The 17076-nt window shown below is 35.7% G+C and carries 19 protein-coding genes and 1 pseudogene; 12 read left to right on the forward strand and 8 right to left on the reverse strand.

Going from position 1 to position 17076, the window contains the following annotated elements; translation table 11 throughout:
- Nucleotides 1–350 precede the first annotated feature (350 nt).
- Nucleotides 351–1196 carry a GNAT family N-acetyltransferase gene (locus BM130_RS02210; protein ID WP_010526824.1) on the forward strand — a complete coding sequence of 282 codons (846 nt, stop codon included), beginning with the start codon at nt 351–353 and terminating at the stop codon, nt 1194–1196.
- Between the two features lie 318 nt (nt 1197–1514).
- Here the strand turns inward: BM130_RS02210 and BM130_RS02215 are convergent, their stop codons facing one another.
- Both BM130_RS02215 and BM130_RS02220 read right to left on the reverse strand, forming a co-directional pair.
- Nucleotides 1515–1952, reverse strand: coding sequence for an SRPBCC domain-containing protein (locus BM130_RS02215; RefSeq protein WP_010526823.1), 438 nt, complete (start codon nt 1950–1952; stop codon nt 1515–1517).
- A 526-nt stretch (nt 1953–2478) separates the two neighbouring features.
- Nucleotides 2479–2868 carry a VOC family protein gene (locus BM130_RS02220; protein WP_010526822.1) on the reverse strand — a complete coding sequence of 130 codons (390 nt, stop codon included), beginning with the start codon at nt 2866–2868 and terminating at the stop codon, nt 2479–2481.
- Between the two features lie 513 nt (nt 2869–3381).
- Here BM130_RS02220 and BM130_RS02225 point away from each other — a divergent pair.
- From BM130_RS02225 to BM130_RS02240, 4 genes are all read left to right on the forward strand, one after another.
- The gene (locus BM130_RS02225) at nt 3382–4035 is read left to right on the forward strand and encodes a hypothetical protein (RefSeq protein WP_010526820.1); all 654 of its coding nucleotides are present in this window, start codon (nt 3382–3384) and stop codon (nt 4033–4035) included.
- 62 nt (nt 4036–4097) lie between these two features.
- Nucleotides 4098–4373: a hypothetical protein gene (locus BM130_RS02230; protein WP_010526819.1), complete on the forward strand. Its 276-nt coding sequence runs from the start codon at nt 4098–4100 to the stop codon at nt 4371–4373.
- Nucleotides 4374–4488: 115 nt separating this feature from the next.
- Complete coding sequence (locus BM130_RS02235) at nt 4489–4860, forward strand: hypothetical protein (protein ID WP_010526818.1); 372 nt, start codon at nt 4489–4491, stop codon at nt 4858–4860.
- A gap of 80 nt (nt 4861–4940) precedes the next feature.
- Entirely contained in the window at nt 4941–6728 is a 1788-nt protein-coding gene (locus tag BM130_RS02240; RefSeq protein ID WP_010526817.1) for an ATP-dependent nuclease, read from the forward strand.
- Between the two features lie 187 nt (nt 6729–6915).
- Here BM130_RS02240 and BM130_RS15875 read toward each other — a convergent pair.
- The 5 genes and pseudogenes from BM130_RS15875 to BM130_RS02265 form a co-directional block, all read right to left on the reverse strand.
- Nucleotides 6916–7097: pseudogene (locus BM130_RS15875) on the reverse strand (IS256 family transposase); the annotation flags it as partial.
- Between the two features lie 792 nt (nt 7098–7889).
- Nucleotides 7890–8360 carry a hypothetical protein gene (locus BM130_RS02250; protein ID WP_010526815.1) on the reverse strand — a complete coding sequence of 157 codons (471 nt, stop codon included), beginning with the start codon at nt 8358–8360 and terminating at the stop codon, nt 7890–7892.
- 287 nt (nt 8361–8647) lie between these two features.
- On the reverse strand, nt 8648–9064 hold the full coding sequence (locus tag BM130_RS02255; protein WP_138956848.1) for a hypothetical protein: 417 nt from the start codon (nt 9062–9064) through the stop codon (nt 8648–8650).
- Between the two features lie 635 nt (nt 9065–9699).
- The gene (locus BM130_RS02260; RefSeq protein ID WP_202796512.1) at nt 9700–10623 is read right to left on the reverse strand and encodes a hypothetical protein; all 924 of its coding nucleotides are present in this window, start codon (nt 10621–10623) and stop codon (nt 9700–9702) included.
- A gap of 92 nt (nt 10624–10715) precedes the next feature.
- Nucleotides 10716–10928 carry a hypothetical protein gene (locus BM130_RS02265; RefSeq protein WP_010526812.1) on the reverse strand — a complete coding sequence of 71 codons (213 nt, stop codon included), beginning with the start codon at nt 10926–10928 and terminating at the stop codon, nt 10716–10718.
- 726 nt (nt 10929–11654) lie between these two features.
- Here BM130_RS02265 and BM130_RS02270 point away from each other — a divergent pair.
- From BM130_RS02270 to BM130_RS15145, 4 genes are all read left to right on the forward strand, one after another.
- Nucleotides 11655–12251 carry a hypothetical protein gene (locus tag BM130_RS02270; RefSeq protein WP_010526811.1) on the forward strand — a complete coding sequence of 199 codons (597 nt, stop codon included), beginning with the start codon at nt 11655–11657 and terminating at the stop codon, nt 12249–12251.
- A 97-nt stretch (nt 12252–12348) separates the two neighbouring features.
- Nucleotides 12349–12492 carry a hypothetical protein gene (locus tag BM130_RS15230; protein ID WP_202796511.1) on the forward strand — a complete coding sequence of 48 codons (144 nt, stop codon included), beginning with the start codon at nt 12349–12351 and terminating at the stop codon, nt 12490–12492.
- A gap of 374 nt (nt 12493–12866) precedes the next feature.
- Entirely contained in the window at nt 12867–13724 is an 858-nt protein-coding gene (locus tag BM130_RS02280; RefSeq protein WP_010526809.1) for a GIY-YIG nuclease family protein, read from the forward strand.
- A 103-nt stretch (nt 13725–13827) separates the two neighbouring features.
- The gene (locus BM130_RS15145; RefSeq protein WP_081474937.1) at nt 13828–14145 is read left to right on the forward strand and encodes an STAS-like domain-containing protein; all 318 of its coding nucleotides are present in this window, start codon (nt 13828–13830) and stop codon (nt 14143–14145) included.
- A 63-nt stretch (nt 14146–14208) separates the two neighbouring features.
- Here BM130_RS15145 and BM130_RS15365 read toward each other — a convergent pair whose 3' ends face one another.
- Entirely contained in the window at nt 14209–14616 is a 408-nt protein-coding gene (locus BM130_RS15365; RefSeq protein WP_138956847.1) for a hypothetical protein, read from the reverse strand.
- A gap of 10 nt (nt 14617–14626) precedes the next feature.
- Here BM130_RS15365 and BM130_RS02295 point away from each other — a divergent pair, with 10 nt between their 5' ends.
- The 3 genes from BM130_RS02295 (at nt 14627) to BM130_RS02305 (ending at nt 16922) form a co-directional block, all read left to right on the forward strand.
- A complete protein-coding gene (locus BM130_RS02295; RefSeq protein WP_044138469.1) occupies nt 14627–14899 on the forward strand; it encodes a hypothetical protein in 273 nt (90 codons plus the stop codon).
- Nucleotides 14900–15004: 105 nt separating this feature from the next.
- Nucleotides 15005–15892, forward strand: coding sequence for a LysR substrate-binding domain-containing protein (locus BM130_RS02300; RefSeq protein WP_010526805.1), 888 nt, complete (start codon nt 15005–15007; stop codon nt 15890–15892).
- A complete protein-coding gene (locus tag BM130_RS02305) occupies nt 15819–16922 on the forward strand; it encodes a YeiH family protein (protein ID WP_237706094.1) in 1104 nt (367 codons plus the stop codon). Before BM130_RS02300 ends, BM130_RS02305 begins: the two co-directional genes overlap by 74 nt.
- Nucleotides 16923–17076 lie beyond the last annotated feature (154 nt).

Here is a 17076-nt window from a genome sequence, read left to right on the forward strand (position 1 = left end):
CTGATTAAATCTCACTGAATTTTTGAAGTACTGAAACTGATTAAGAAAAATTTCAAATGCTTCCGCTTCTTCCTGCGTTTTTTGGATAAAAAAATTCATGCCGTCCCGAAAATTATTATTTTTATTGCTTCAACCATTCATAATTTTGACCACCCAAAACAAAGAGCTCAAACAATTACCCAATATTGGCAAGACATTGGCAGAAAATCTAATCCTTATGGGAATCGAAAGCCTGTATCATCATGCTCTGTGCAACTGACAGCGCAATACAGGACATTCGATGTCATCATCCGGATAAATCAAGAAAAGCCGAGCTTTAAGAGTTTTTTTAAATGACAAAATAATAGGACATGGAAATAAAATCCCTCGAACGCACAAACTTTGACACCATATTCATTGCTTTTCGCAGAGCATTTGCCGACTATGACATTCAACTCAACCACCATGAACTCAAAAACATGTTGAAAAGGCGTGGTTTTACGCCTGAGTTGTCTTTTGCCGCCTTTGAGGGTGATGATATTGTAGCATTCACATTGAACGGAACAGGTAATTTTAATGGAAAACCAATGGCCTACGATACCGGAACCGGAACCGTAAAAGAATATCGTGGTCAAGGTTTGGCAACCAAAATATTCGAACATTCCATCCCCTTTTTGAAAAAAGAGAACATCGGGCATTATCTGCTGGAGGTATTGCAGCACAACACCAAAGCGGTTTCCATCTATCAAAAAATTAATTTTAAGACAACCCGTGAGTTTAACTACTTCTTCTGGAAAAACGAAACGTTCAGGCATGCAATAAAAGTTACGCCTTTCCGGGTCCAGGCAATCAATATCGACGAATATGATAATTTGTCTGATTTTTGGGACTTCTATCCCTCGTGGCAGAACAGCTTTGAATCCATCCAGCGGGCGCGGGAAGATTTTATCTGTTTAGGTGCCTTTGCCGACGAAAAGCTTATAGGCTACTGCATCTTTGAACCCAACTCGGGCGACATAACCCAACTTGCCGTTGATAAAGCCCATCGAAGAAAAGGCGCTGCCTCACAACTACTTTTTGAAGCAAACAAACACAATAAATGTTCAACAACAAAACTTATCAACGCCGACACCGCCTGCAGTTCTATTGTCGATTTTCTTAAAGCCAAAAACATTGAGGTGACTGGGAAACAGTTTGAGATGATTAAAGAGATATAAACGTCACTCAACCATTAAAAAATTACAGACAAGGCTGTGGTGGGTTTTAGGCTATTCCTCAGCTTCATTTTCGTAAAACTTTAATGGAATACCACAAAATCGACAATCACATATTTTTGTTGTTCCGAAAAAAAGACCATTTAAAATCCTCTCTATTTTAAACCCGACCTCGAGGATTCAGACTTAGTGAACCTGATACAGCAAATAATCGACTTACAAAAGTAAAATGTGCCAGACAAAAACTATTTCGGTTCATCTTGTGCCAATATCAGAGAACCGTTTAAATTAGTCACCCTTTGTGGTGGTCTATGAAAACTATCATGCCTTTTCCGCCAATTCCTTTAGCTTTTTATTCATCTCTTCAAATCCTCTTCTGGTGTTGTTGTCGAGCTGATTTTTTAACAAAGGAACAAGTATTCCTTTAAAAATTTCGCTATGTTTAAAAATTGTAGAACCATTACCCTGATCATCAAGTTCAAAGGTGTGTTCTCCGTCAAAAATTCCGGCAATCAGCAAATGACCCAGCCATTGAAGTTTTTTATTTGGTATGTAGGTAAGAACCCTGGGCTTAAAAATCATGGCTTTTGATTCCGGAGGTTCTATTCTCACGGTAATTTTGTTACCAACTTCCACAGTGCCCTGTATTAATGTAATAAACGGATTCCACCAGGGATACTCACCAAAGGATGTAAGAATGCCCCATATTTTTTCCGGAGTAGCATTAATTAAAATTTCTGTTTTGATTTCTTTTGTCATTTAAGTAATCTTAAAAAGTTGATTAATATAAATCTTTGTTTCCCTCATGGAAATATATGCAAAGGAATTCCGGGATTATTGTTCTGCACGAAATCAAAATCAAGAAATTACCAAAGCCGTCTTTCCCTTTTACTGCTATATGCTTTGCAGGTCGTAACAAACATTGACGCAATATTGCAATAACACCTGATGAAACCAACATGGCTACCTGGCTTGCCACAATAGGAAAAGGTTTAAACTTAAACCATGCGCGTTAAACCAGACCAATGAATTAGATATATTTTATACTGATTGCAATAAAACCAATAACGGCAAACTCCGGCAAAAGTTTAATATCTTCAAAAAGTAATGTAATGATTTAACATCTCAATTAGGCAACAGTAAAAGAAAGTTTCCAGGATTCACTTTAACGATGGGGCACAATCACCCTATAATTGTCCAACAATTCCAACAAAAAATGACCCAAACCATAAAGTACCCTGATCAACTGAATAGCCCGGAACAATCAACCGCCCCTGCCCTTGAACTATTCGGTGATTTCAAGCCGGTTCCCTTCGCAATCTTCCACCACACTCTCGTAATATCCGTCGCCGGTAACTCGTGGCTCACCGATAATCTTATACCCGTCGGTACGCAATTGTTCCGTGAGGCGGTTTACCTGGTCGCGACTACCCGCCGAAACGGCCAAATGTGTCAGGCCCAACGTTAAACCAACATTTCTTTCCGCCTCCCGAATTTCGGGATTATGCATCAATTCTATTCGGGTAGACTCACCCGGAAAAGACAAAAAATAGGACGAAAATTTCTTTTCAGAATTCTCATACTTGCTACTGCATACAGCACCAAAATACCTGACATAAAAATCTCTGACCTTATCAAGGTCTCGTGTCCAGATAGCTATATGGTCTATTTTCATGGTACAGTTCTTTTTACGCCCGCAAAATTATACAAAGAAAACCCTAAAACAGGCCGTACTTAATGGCGATAATTTAAGTTGTCGGATTAATCACATCGAAAACATTAACAATATGCTGGGGAAAATAGAATATTTTGAATTAACATATTTTTCGGAAACCTTTACGGGTCAATTGGCTGATGAATTAGGGGTAGTTCTAAATGTAAATTCAGTGCAGAGAACTAGCAACTTAAAAGAGAGTGCTAAATAATGAACCAGACGATTTACCTAAAACCTTAGGTTGCAAAATGTTTTATACTTTTTAATGCCAATCATAGTTTAAATTCCAAATTAAGTGAGTAATCTGAAGCTGAAAAGGGTTTATTAAGGGATTGGGGCATCAGATGAACTTGATGGAACCAACTTACTCATTGAATTTGCATTTAGAATTTTTGTTCATGAAAATAAATTTATCTATTTTCCTGTTAAGAGAATGTTTACATATCCCATTTTATTATTGTAATAATATTTATCATGACAAAAACACTTAAATTATTTCGGGCAGACAAAAAAAATAATACAACCCGACCAGAAAAATTTGCAACTGATGGATTACTATCTAAACAAATTAATGGTGGAGACCCACTTTTTTTCAATTATGGATGGACAAAACAAATAAAAAATCACATTGAAGGGGTTCAAAATATTTTTGAAACAACATCGTTCCTTTCATTTTCCGAAAATGAAAAATTAGTTAGAAATTATTATTTAAAGGGAAATAAAGAGAAAGAAGTTGAAAGTTCTTCTTTTGATGAAGCGGAGGCATATATTTTTTCTGCAAATTTTGAAAAAAAACAGCTTCAAGAAATTTATGACGGAATATATTTCTTCGAATATAAATGTAACTATCAAAGATTTAAAGAATATTTATCATTTAAAAGTGCTTATGTCGGATGCGAAACCTGTAACAAAATACCTAATTATAAACATCGGCTATTAATTATAAACGCAGTTACTTTTTTATCTAAATTGAATAACAAGAATTTTAATGATGCCTTAAAAAATGCCCAAAGGGATGCTGAATGGTTATTAATGCCAATAGACCCTATGCTTGATGGCACCGGTTTTCAATCTAGAATACCCGTTGCAGATTTTTGGGACGTTAAATTCTTTAAATATTCTGTTTGACAAATAATTTCTTAATTTATTGAAGAAAACCTAGGCACTTCAATCCAAAAAATAATTTTGATATGAATTTTTTAGAAGCTATAAAATTAAAATCACGCATCGGAAATAAAATAATAATAAATGGAGTGGAGTTAAAAGTATTTGTATCTCCAACATCAAAAGGTAAATTCGATGAGTATTTGGCCGTTTATAGAGAAAATGAAAACTCATTCAGCGATGAAATAGCAAAATTATATGCTGTAAATAAAGATTTTGCATGTTGCGGAATAGGTTATTTTCAGGACATTATTGTTTATAAATTTATATGGTCAGAAAATGATATTGAACAAAAGGAATAACATTTTACTCTCTGCTTTCACAACGGGAATGAAAAACAAAAAACAACTAATAAAATATACTTTCCAGTGGTTTACTTAAAACTTCTTGAGATAATACATTCAAACTATCTTTTTTATGAAAATTATAAAATTTCTTTTTTGGTTTTTAATTCCATTTGGATTAATGGGTTTTACATCTAAAGATTCTATTTTTTTGACTTCAAAAGAGGGATATACTGTAAATGCGTTCTACAAAAAAATAGATTTAGATTATGGAACATTGGATCAAAATGGGAACCTCATTAACTTTATTTTTGTAAAAACAGAATTAGAGGAAGGAGAATATAAAATAGAAATAACAGATGGTCCAGGGAGTCTCTATAACATTAAAGGAACAAATTTATATATTAAATTTAATGGCTTTTTCGGATTTGCAGGTTATGGAACTGAATGTATTTTAAAGGTTAAAGGAAGTTATTATTCATCAACTGTATACAAAATTGAATAAATTTTTTCCTAATATTACAAATACACTAGCTTAATAATAATTTCGCATAGAAAGTTTGCATCAATACAAAATAATCAAGTATGAAAATAATTGATCAAATAAATATTCAATATTACAGATCAATCAAAGATGAGAAAGTAAAATCATTAAATGAACTTAATATTTTTTCTGGTAGAAACGATGTAGGAAAATCAAATGTTCTTAAAGCACTTGACCTATTTTTTAATAAAAAAGAAACAAATTTCAATGAAGACTTTAATAAAGAAAGATTACAAGAAGTTAGGCAGGAAAGTGTTAAAGGAAAACAGTTTATTAAAATTCAAATTACTTTTCTAAACCCAGGTAATTATTCAACATTGCCAAAGAAATTTACAGTAACAAAGTCTTGGGATAGGCTTGGGAACATCATGGGAGTTCCAAAAGACAATTTTGATTCTTTAATAAAACAAAACAAATTCAGGACAAGAAGTTTAGAAATTTCGAGAAGAACATTGACAGTTTTTTTAAACAAGATCCGTTATACATACGTCCCTGCAATAAGAGATGATAAATTTTTCTTTTACTTACTATCCCTTCTTCAAGAGTCTCTATTTGACACTACAAGAAGTTCAACTGAAGGCGATTTTAGAGAAACAATTGAACGATTTAACGCCCAAATTGCAGAAATTACTAATGAATTAAAGAAAGATTTTCAAAAAGTTTCTGGAATAGAAAGTAATCTTTCCTTTCCAACAGAAATTGCTGACTTATTCCAACGTTTAATAATTGATACTAAATCAGGAGACCATGATATCCCTCTTAAATTAAGAGGAGATGGAATTAGGCTTAGATATATTCCAACAATATTGAACCATATAGCCAGTACATCAAAATACTATGAATTATGGGGCTTTGATGAACCTGAAAATTCTTGCGAATATGGTTTAGCAAAAAAACTAGCTGAGAGTTTTTCTTCAAATTATTTAAAGCATGCTCAAATATTTGTCGCTTCTCACTCTTTCAATTTTATTTCTCTTGAAGGAGATAAAATTTCAAAGTATAGGGTTTATAAAGAAGAGGGAAATCATAATTCCAAAATAATTCAGATAACAAAGGCAACTGAGGAACACCTTCAAAAAGACATTGGCCTTTTAGTGATTAATGAACAATTGGCAAACCTATACACTGAACTTGAAGTTAAACTCAAAATAGCTGAACAAACAAAAAATCGGTTAATTGAAGTACAAAAACCTTATTTAATTTTTGAAGGAAAAACGGACAATATTCTATTTTCTTTGGCTTATAAGGCTTTAAAAGGTGAAGAACTGGCGGATAAATATTATTTAAACAAACACGAAGAATCAAATAATGGAGGCAGTGTAGGATCTGGAGCTACTTTCATTTGTGATTTTTTGAGAAATCATATAAATAAAACACCGACTAAAAATCTAGTGGTCGGAATCTTTGATTTTGATAACGAAGGAATTAATCAATTGAAAAGCTTAAAGAAAGCACAGTATGAAGAATTAGAAATTGATGGGTTTACTAATTGCAAAGTGTATAAACATAAAAAACATCCAAATATTTATGCAATCAGTTTGGTAGCTCCAGAATTTCGAATAAACTTCATAGATAAAGAAAAACCCTGTTATTGTCATCTTTCCTCTGAGTTGCTTTTAACAGATTCTGATATTCCTCAAGGGAATAGATTTCCCCCATCTCGCTTTGACAATACTATTTTTAGTTTTACGGGAGATAAAAGAAAGTTTTCAAAAAAAATAGAAAATAGAGTGCATAACGGAGAGCAAATAGATTTTTCCGGATTTGAACCAACTATTAATTTAATTGAAGAATTAAAAAGAATTACTGATGCGAATAATGAATTGTAGACTTACCCTTTATGTAGGCATCCCTTTTTTAGGACAATGCTAAAGTAGAATGTTTCTTTTTTTTAGAAACCAATTTCTAAAAGCTTTACAGGTAGTTTTCCGGTTCTGTCAAATGCGGCTGAGGTACGAAGCCGTACCCATGACAGGTTCTGAAGACGACCTGTCTTTGCGATTAAGATTTTGGATGTCACACCTTAAGGTTTAAACGCCCTTTAAATTGAATACACAATTGCTGTAGCGTTAATGCTCTGTTTTGAAGGGGTTTGGTCCATTTTTTTTGCAATATTTTCAGTTGTCAAATAAATTAACTTCAGAAGTGCCATATCCGCAGGTAAATGCTCCTTTTGTTTTGATTACTTTCCTTACCTGGCTTGTTTCCAAAAGAACGCTCTTCTTCCAAATAATGATTTTCCATCTCGGCCGAAAGAGCGCTTCCCAGAAATTCCTTTATAATGGGCTCCAAAACGCCACCTTCGCCTGAAAGTGATTTCCCTCTATGCAATTTTTCTAAAGCCAAGTTGCACAGTGCACGATACTCGGGTGTTTCTTTTTTCTTGTCTGCCATAAACTGCAATATTAAGATTTATTAGTTTATGGACAGAGTTTATTTTACACTCTCTCTTGGGACCTCAGACGAACTTGATAGAACCAACTTGCTTACTGAATTTGCATTAAGAATTTTGGTTTCAAAAAAAGAAAAATGTCTATTTTAGGCGTGTCTTCCAAACGGTAAGAATACAAACCTTGTTTCTGTGATATAGGCTTTTGTCTCTGAGGAGTATATCCTCAATTAGCTTTTTATTATTTAATAAATTTATTATTTCTTTATTATTGATTAAAGATAATATTTTATACCCGAATTATGCAATAGAAATTCATAAAACAATTTATTTGGTTGTTAATCGGTAAGTTTCTAATGATTTACATTAAAAAACATCTCACCCTCAGGGTTGTTTAAAATAGATGTAATCGGTTAAAAACTTAAAATTTAGAGAAAGTTTTAGTTTCTAATGCATAATCCGGGTTAAAACACCTAATGATTGATGATATGGTTTCGTGCAGGATTACAGGGCAATTTCCTATCCCTTTACACCGATCTTTTTTACAAGCCATCAACTCACGAAAACCTCTAAATCTCACATACCCTAAACTATTTATTTTTCAGCTTTTTACATATAAAACTATTTTATAATCACCTCTGTCAGATTTGAATGAATCACCACTTTTTTTAAAGTTATGCATTTCTAAAATTTGTCTCATACGGCTATTATCTTCACGGACTGTTGCATAGATATTTGGTTTACAGTTAGTTAAAACTTCAGTCACCATTTTTCCTAGTCCTTTTCCTTTGTTTAAACTTACAATCCACCCAATTTCAAAATCGAAGTCTTCCGGGTTAAGACCTGATTTTGATTTGCAAAATACTTTATTTTTATAAGAGACATGAGGAACTTTTAGTGCACCAACAGCCTCAATTTTTGAAGTGTCAGGAATAAATAAAAGAATTGGATCTCTATCTATTAATCCGTCAAAAGTTTCCTTTTTAACTTGGCCTGCATCTGTAACAATCTTTTTGAAGCGATTAATTTCATCTTTTGAAAATTTACTAGCTTGTTTTATAATATAATCCATTTTTAATCAAATTTTATTTTTACCACTTTTTGTCATCCTAAATACGCCATCACCTGATTCTAAAATTGAGATAATTTTAGCATCAGGAAAAAGCCGCGGCAATGTTTTACTTATTGTTATTTTTAGATCGTTTACATTCTTCGGTTACTTATTGAATAATCTCATTAGATATTGGCTTACCTTCTGGACACCAAGCTATCATCCGGTAGAATGATTAATAACTGTACCCACTTTTGAATTTTCACCATCCCCCCGCATCACGCATGCCCAGCTATTTGCAATCGTATTTACATATTATCATCACCAATGATATCAACCTCACGAATAATATCTCTCATACTGTTAAAACATGTCACTTTGTATCGTGTGATAAACTTGGTCAATTCAGAATATTTTATAGAAAGGTAATATTTTTTTAATTTAATACTTCCAGAATTCGATTTAATATACTTTTCAATCTCATCATAATTTGAACCAGCAACATTTTTGTCAATGGTATAAACCGTAAAATGGACCTCATCTTTTCGCCCAATTCCAGATGTTGTACTTTCACCAAATGAAAAACCAATTGGAAACTCATTGTCAACATCTACATCTTTTTCTTTGCAAAATTTTAAAAAATCTGTTCCACTTTGCGTGTCAACCGCAACATCACCCTTATAGTCTCCATACTGAACACGTGTTAATTCTTCTAAAGTTTTCATAATCATTTAATTTATTTGGTTAATTTTATCCTACCAACATTAAACATATTTATCTATTTTTGCGAGTTAAGATTCAATAATAGATGCCCGATAAGCATACTTTAACATATTCTCCTTTGACTTAGAATTATTATTGTTTTCTTCTGAGAAAGAATTGTAATCGAGAAAAGTAAGCGGTTCTAGAACACTAATAGTTTTTTGCAGACTAAACATAAGTTGGGGCTGGTTCCAGCATTTGCTTGCCGCACCCCGACAGGTGCTCTGAAACCGACATACATTTGGGATTAATTCCGAATCACAAGAAAATTCCGAAAGAATCACTTCAGAGTATGGGTGGTGATTGAGAACTGGTGTTATGATAGGTTTGGTCTTCAATTGGGGTTATGATTTGTGGCTCAGTAAATTTAACAAGATCATTTTTTTTATCCAAAAAAATCATTTGCAATTTACACGACCGGAGGGGATGTATTGCACTGCAAGTTAAAGGCTTCACAGCTGTTCTCTGCCTCTTGGCGTCTTTGCGCCTCTGCGTTTTAAGAATATCTATTTTGGGGTAGTTCTAAAAAGTAGCAGTCCACAGAAACAATTTCCTCTGATATAAGCCAGGCAAATGTTGGTATCCAGAACAAACCGGTTCATTTGGTCAGCATTTTAAGCAGGTCTTCAAAATCTTCATCCCCCGGCCACTTGCCCACAATCTCTGAAAAGCGGTTGCCTCCTTTTTCCCTTATCTGTCTCTGCAGTTGTTGTTCAACCGTTTCAGTTTTTGGTTTTCGGGAAAAATAGCTATCGCCCTTTCCAGGTTCAAATATGTTATTTATCTCAATTACAGATTTTCCTCCAGGTTTAAAATGGGCAGTCCCGGTAATAGTAACCTCCTTGCCCCAGTATTGAGCTATTTTTTCTGATGAAAGATTTTCTGACAAAAAACCGTCTACAATGCCTTCCGCTGTCTGAATCTTCACTTTTAATTTACTGTATTTTAACTCATCTACGATACCATTCAGAATAATCGGTTCGGAATCGGGAATCTCTTCTTCCAGTACTTTAATCTTATTGAAGTCTTCTTTTTTTAATATTAATTCTGGAATACTCCCTTGGTTTGAAATTGTCAATATTTCGTCATCATTCAAAAATACGCTTTTAAATTGTTTCAATTGTTTCAACAGCTGTTTATCCAAAAGTTCCTGGTCTTTTCCTCCATCCAGAGCCAGTTTAAAAGTACTTATGAACAAAGAGACAGGTGTTTCACCGGGTAAAGCCTGCTGCGCCTCCTGACGAAAAATATCAGTCTGATAAGGCTCGAGCGTTTTTCCAAACTGCTCGGTATCAAGACAAAGAATTGTACTTCCGCCTTTTATGCCACTTATTGAAACTTTTAGGGCATCATAAAGCGAAAGTTTCTTCTTACCTTTGGTAAAACTTACCCCTCTGAGCCTGATTTGTAATGCGCCCTCAGCAATTTTGCGAAAACTTTCAGCCAACGCACCAAGCCGTTGAAGATCTATCGTTCCTTTTGCCTCAGGCCCTTTATCTATTTTGATTTCATACTTCATCATTAGAGTAATTTTTACCTAAGACATAGAACTAATCACAAAAAATACAATTCAATAGAACACTTACCCTTGTGAAATGATTAAAATTAGCGGCTTTACTTTCTGAAATTCATTTTTTTCCACTCTTTATTTTCCGGACCTACAGGATACACCTCTTGTGAATTTTTAAATTTTTCAACTTCCTTTTTGAAATACTCCTGAATTTCCTTTAAGGCTTCGAAATCCTTTTCAGCCGAAGTTTTTGGATTATTACCCTTAACTTTTGGGTTAATATTCGAAGTTTTGGATTGTTTTTTAGTTCTGCCCATATTTCTCTCTGGATTCAAAAATTTGGATGCTTTCTGGTATATGTATCAAAATTACGCTATTTCTCACATTAAATACAATTTTATAGCTTTCCCACTTTTAGAGCAATAATTTCATTGCAAGGTCATACAAATATATATAACCAACAAAATCAAAGCAAAAGATAAACATTAAAAAGCCATAATTGCAATTAAACATACCATCGTCTCTGATAACATGGTAAACAACGAGCCTTTAAACATACAGGAAACTATCATAAGAAAAAGTGCTCAAACATCTTAATGCAACAAAGAAGAATAACCAAAAAGTTTCTGCCATAAACCGGTCAATGGTATATAGCAGCTTCGTGCCTCAGCCGCCCTTGACAGAACCTGAATAGTTTCAGGAACACACCATTCTCCTCTGCCTCTTTGCGTCTCTGCGTTTGAAGATGGTATAAGGCGCCGCTATAGTGGCACAGGTTCACCGAAATCGGTGGCACATTTTGAACCGTTTTAGCATCCCAAATCCATCCACTCTGTGGAACTCTGTGAAAAACTCTGTGTAACACTGTGAAACAATAAAACACCAAGAAACAAACATGACAATCTAGTGTTTTCACAAAGGAAAATGTTTAAAACCATTTGTCATTCGAGTTTCATCAAACCAATAAATTGGATAATTTTAAACCGATAAAAAAACATGGCAAGAAAAATATTCACATATTAAATCCTTGAACACTTAAAATCATGACAGACAAACAGATTGAAAGAATAAAAAAATCGATAAGGAAACGTCGCGCGGCATTAACCGCCGAGAAAAGGAAGTTTGGCGGTTTTATTGATAGTGCCGGTAATCGCTATTACATCTTTGAATTGTACATGAAAATAGTAGATTATAAAGGAGTAATTACCTACAAAAAATGGTTTGACAAGAATTTTTCCGATGATATTGGCTCACCATTCCTTTCGCTGATTTGGGCAGTCGCCTGTTTCGAACTGGGGAAAATGGCTGAGGCCAAGACTTATACCATCGATACGGCTTTTCAGAATGTTTATTTGCATGGATTACTGCTTGACAGAGAGGTTAGCCCGATTGATATGTACAACCACGGATACGACATGCTGGAATTTGCAAAATCATTAATTGAGGATTGTAAAAAAATAACCACAAAAACATATCTCGACTGGCTTGCAACATTCATCAATACAGACGAATACAACGACCCTGTCAATAAGTATATTGCTCTGAACAAACTTCTTAAAGATGAAAATAATGATGAAAAAAGAGGTAAACTACTGGATGAAATTGAACTGCTGGAAAAATCCAACAAAGCTCAAAGCTAATCAATAAAACGAGCAGGCAACTTATGAGATGCTCATTCAAACTCGCATCACCGCGTCATTGAGAGGTGTCCAACTATTACAATTAAAGGTTATAACGATGACAAAAGCCGTATTTTTCGATATGAATGAAACCCTGTTAAACCTGGGGTTACTCAACCTACAGTTTGTAAAGCATTTTGATGACGAGCACGTACTCAAATATTGGTTCACCAAATTGTTACACAGCTCCACCATTATATAAAATAAACATTTTTCTATTTTTGAAGTATCCTACATATAGAGAAGTTTATCTAGTACGAAAATAAAAGAGGAAATGAAACGAGCATGACCTAGAAGATTTGCCACAAATAGTACATGTATAAACTTTAGGGCATGCGAGTTCCATCAGACCAATAACTTAGAAAAATTTTATACTGATGAAACGAGCATGGCGACTTTTGCCACAAAAGGACATGTATAAACGACACAGGCAGAAGTGCACAGGCAGAAGGCAGAAGAAGTGATTAGTCATTAGTTAACAAGTGGTTAGTATTAAATAACTAATGACTAACGACTAACCACTAACGACTACTTATAAGAAGCAATATACCAACGAAGTAAGTAAAATTTATACTGATGAAAAACTATGGAAAAAAAATAACTCTATTTTTAATAGATGGAGTTCCCAATGGAAGAATTACCTGTGAGCTATCCAATTGGACAGGAAAGGCCTATAAAATTCCTAGAATTTATTTATCCGATTCGTCAAAACGAGAAGAATTAAAAAAGCCGGGCGTCTATTTATTGTTTGGGAAAGATGAAGCGAATAATGATAAAGTGTATATTGGTGAGGCAGAAGTAATATATGATAGGTTAAAGCAACATTTATCTCAAAAAGATTTCTGGAATGAAACAATAGCATTTATAAGCAAAGATGAAAACCTAAATAAAGCCCACATTAAATATCTTGAAAGTAGATTATTTGGAATTGCAAAGAATGTAAAACGTTATAAGATTGAAAATGGGGCAACACCAACCATGTCCGCCATTTCGGAAGCGGACAAAGCTGAAATGGAAGAATTTATTGAAAACATAAAAATGTTAACCAACACACTAGGACATAAGGTATTTGAAGAAATAACCGAGCAATTAAATAAAAAGGCCAAAAAAATATTTGAAATAAATGCTGCTCGAGGAGCAAAAGCAAAAGGAATTGCTACAAGTGCAGGTTTTGTAGTACTTAAAGGTTCGCAAATAGCCTTGTCAACCGTTCCATCCTATCCAAAACCGTTTGAACAAATAAGAAATAACCTAATAAATAGAGGAACACTAAAAAGAGAAAATGAAAAACTAATTTTAACTGAAGATTATGAGTTCTCAAGCCCTTCTACGGCCGCTTCAATTGTTATGGGAAGAAATGCCAACGGACTCACAGAGTGGAAATTTAAAGACGGAACAACATTAAAAGATTTTGAATCTCGAAATGACAAATAACAAGTTGACATTCCGGGGAATGTAAATTTGCAATTTAGAACGAATGATAACACAAATTATTCACTTGAAGGCGAAAATGACATAAATGATATATTCTAAGAATATGGAAAATACAACAATAAACATTGTAAATATTATTGGAGATGTTTTCGGGATTGAAGCGGAGGATGGTCAAAAAGTTTTTGAAATGATTGTAAAAGCCTTTAAGGAAAAGAAAAAGGTTATACTTTCCTTTCAAAATATCGAAATGCTTACAACAGCTTTTTTAAATACTGCTGTTGGACAACTTTACAAAGATTTTGTGGATAAAGCGACTGTTTCAATTTGCTCTGAAAACAATTTGGTTTTACTAACAAATGATAGAGATTTCAAAAACAGTGGACTTGATATTTTAACGGGCAATCCTCGTATTCTAAATTAGATAACAAACAATATTTAAAGGCATAAACATTTTGTAAATGGCATAAAGTATTGGTAAATCGTTTTAAAATAATCCTATTTTTAAAAATGAAGTACCAAACGGCAAAAACTCCCCTAAATTGGCATTTTTGAATGCCTGCACCGCCAATTTCAGCCAAACCGGGCAACTCAAACATAGAAAAAAAGTCTGCATAAAGGTCTCAATACTGCTCACAAAGATCTCAGTGTTTATCATAAGCCTCTTTAAGTCGATCATAAACCCCTTAATGTCGATCATAAACCTCTTTTGGTCATTCATAAACCCCTTTAAGTCGATCACAAACCCCTTTGGGTCATTCATAAGCCTCTTCAGGTCGATCACAAACCCCTTAAAGTTGATCACAAACCTTTTGAGATTAAGCATAACCCTCACGAATCGGTGCAGAACGTTTGGCTCATTTATCCGGGCGCAGCGCCCCCTTAATTTTCTCATATAAACAGAAATGAATATCTTAGGGCCAACACTCATTCTATTAAATGCACAAGAGATAAAACGAGAAATGAAGAACCCACTTTTTATACTGGTTATTTCACTTCTACCCTTTGGCCTTACCGGCCAGACCATTGAAAAACCCCGGGGATGTTTTGCCGGCACCAACGGTACGCACCCCGATGTACTTTCGCACCCTGAGGCCAGAGGTGTGTTACTCATTGAAAAATGGTCGAACCTTGAAACATCGCCCCTTTGCCTCGGGGAACCTATTTTCTTAAACTGATGATTGACGACCGTACGGTTTTCAGAAAAATAGTAAAAGATTAAAATAAACCAGCCTCAGGAACCTATTTTCAGACGTTTATATCACCACCATTCAATTGTTTCCATGGACTACCGAGACACCGTATTCATTGCCGTTGCCGAGAATCTGAACTTTTCCAAAGCGGCCGAAGAGCTAAACATCAGCCAGCCGGCGGTGACCAAGCACATCCGTGAGCTGGAAAACCGTTATCATACCAATCTCTTCGAGCGGAAAGGCAACAAGGTCTTTCTGACCCCTGCCGGCGAAAAGGTGTACAACAGTTTTAAAGAGATTGCCCGCAAGTACCGCGAACTCGATTTTGAGATTGGCCAATTGAACCACCATATTTCGGGGACCTTTAAGATTGGTGCCAGTTCCACCATATCACAATATGTGATTCCCCGGGCCATTGCCTCGTTCCACAAGCGTTATCCCCGGATAGAAATAATCCTGATGAATGGCAACTCCTTTGAGATGGAGAAACTTTTGCTGGAAAATCAGATTGATATGGCTCTGGTGGAAAATCACACTTCGCAGGCCGGCATCAGCTACCACCATTTTCTGGATGATGAGCTGGTGGTGATAACGGGTGTCAACAGCGTTTATGCCAAACGAAAACATCTGACCTTAGAAGACCTGCGGCAGATTCCCCTCGTATTGCGCGAACAAGGGTCGGGAACACTGGAAGTGCTTCGGGAAGCCTTATCGCTGCACGGAATAGATATTAACTCACTCAACACATTGATTCATCTGGGAAGCACCGAATCGATAAAAAACTTCCTTCTGGAGTTTGATGGTTTGGCCATCGTTTCGGAAAAAGCAGTGAAGACCGAACTGTATCTGAAAACCCATGTACAGCTTAAGGTAAAAGGCTTATCCATCAATCGTCGGTTTCGTCTTGCCTATAAGCAGGGACACAAAAGTCGACAGGTGGAATTGTTCGAAAATTTCCTCCGCAACTATAACTTTTAGTTATCAGCCCAAACAATTTGGTATTTGCTTTCATCATACCTTGCCGGTAATTTTGCCCGGAAAAAATAAAGGTATGAATACGGCAAACTTAATTATTAGCGCCAAAAACAAGGGAAAAGAGATTTTCGGGAATTATGACCGGCTTTATGCGGTCATCATAGTGTGTTCCTTTCTTCCGTTTATATCACCGGCCATAGCGTTGTTCGTTGGTTTAACCTTATCGTTGCTGGGGATGAGACACCGCAACATCCACCAATACACATCCAGAATACTGCAATGGTCCATAGTGTTAATGGGCTTTGGAATGAGTCTGGAAGAGGTAATCTCGGCCTCGAAAAGCGGGTTTGTAGAGACGATTATCTCGGTTACCGGGGTTATGTTAATCGGGATATTTCTTGGTAAACTTTTTAGAGTAGAAAAAAACATATCGTTACTGATATCCACCGGTACGGCCATCTGCGGCGGCAGTGCCATCGCGGCGGTAGCACCCATCCTGAAAAGCGAGAACTATCAAAACTCATTTGCGCTGATAGTGGTTTTTGTTCTTAATGCGGCAGCCCTGTTTATCTTTCCGAGCATAGGCCATGCGCTTGGCTTAAGTCAGGAAACCTTCGGCAATTGGGCAGCCATTGCCATCCACGACACCAGCTCGGTGGTAGGGGCCGGCGCTGCCTATGGCGACAAGGCATTACAGATTGCCACCACGGTTAAACTGATTCGCGCCTTATGGATTATCCCCCTGTCCATCGTCATTGCGCTGGTCAACAAAAGCGGCAAAGGAACCATCAACTTCCCCTGGTTCATATTGTTTTTTGTGGGGGCCATTCTCTTTGCCAACTTTTTCCCCGAACTACAAAAAAGTTATGCCCACTTTTACTGGCTGGGTCGCCGCGGCATGGTAATAGCTTTGTTCCTCATCGGCTCCAACATCACCATTGGCCAGATAAAACAGTCGGGTGCCAAAAGTTTTGCCTTAGGCATCTCACTCTGGGTCATCACGGCAACTACGTCACTAATACTATTAAAATAGATTATCAGAAGCCAGAGGTCAGATGCTAGAGGTCAGATGCCAGAGGTCAGATGCTAGAGGCCAGATTAAAAGATGTATGTGGATATAAATTGTATGGCACAAAATAAGCCTAACAGCCTAGCGCCTAATAGCCTATCGACCTAATAACCTATCA

This window comes from Thermophagus xiamenensis, assembly GCF_900112795.1.
Taxonomy (GTDB): Bacteria; Bacteroidota; Bacteroidia; order Bacteroidales; family Marinilabiliaceae; genus Thermophagus; species Thermophagus xiamenensis.